Genomic DNA, 694 nt, shown 5'->3' with positions numbered 1-694 from the left:
ATGAATTAACCAACACGAAAGACCTTGAAGTAGATCTCGTTGCAGCATTATTAATCAGTGAAAACTTTGAGGAGCAGCATTCAAGCCAATATTTTGCATACTTTCAGTCAGATACAGATATTCAAAAAGTGAAAGGGGTTAACTCGAGTTCGAGCAGGAGGGCCTTATCGCTTGGAGCAATCGCAGAATACCGGCTTGGCAGCTATGACAGCTATTTTTCAAACCACCTTATAACCATAAACCCCAGCTATACGTCCGATGCTATACAAGATAGCGACAGTCTCAATTTCATCGGCACGTGGACACCCATACCCGACCTTGGTGAGAACAACTTCTTCCTGAATATGGTGCCTATAGGCCCCTATCTTGACTTAAAAGTAAATTGGGACCTTCGGCTTGAAGGGGGCTCAATACTAAACCAAGGCAAACAGGCGTCAATCGAGAAAGACTATGCCGACTACGGCTACAACATCAACGTGATTATGAATGGTGCAAAAAACTCCATACTTGCGAAGTTTCAGTGGGATAGTAGCTACAAAAAACTCTATTCATTGCTTTCAGGGCAGCGAAGCAAAGAATATCTCTCCAGCAAGCTACGCTATCTCATCAATACAAATCTCAGCCTTGGTGTTGGGTATGAAAAAGGACAAAAAGGCGTACAGTTTAACGAGGTAGATAAATGGAATATCAACTT

At 42.5% G+C, this 694-nt stretch carries 1 protein-coding gene; it reads left to right on the top strand.

Going from position 1 to position 694, the window contains the following annotated elements; all coding sequences use genetic code 11:
• Positions 1–694, top strand: a 694-nt coding sequence (locus A3750_RS26490) for a hypothetical protein (RefSeq protein WP_197475224.1), incomplete at both ends; no start/stop codon positions are given.

The organism is Oleiphilus sp. HI0079, assembly GCF_001635105.1.
Note: the sequence above shows the minus strand (reverse complement) of the source record. Positions and strands in the feature narration are given on the sequence as shown.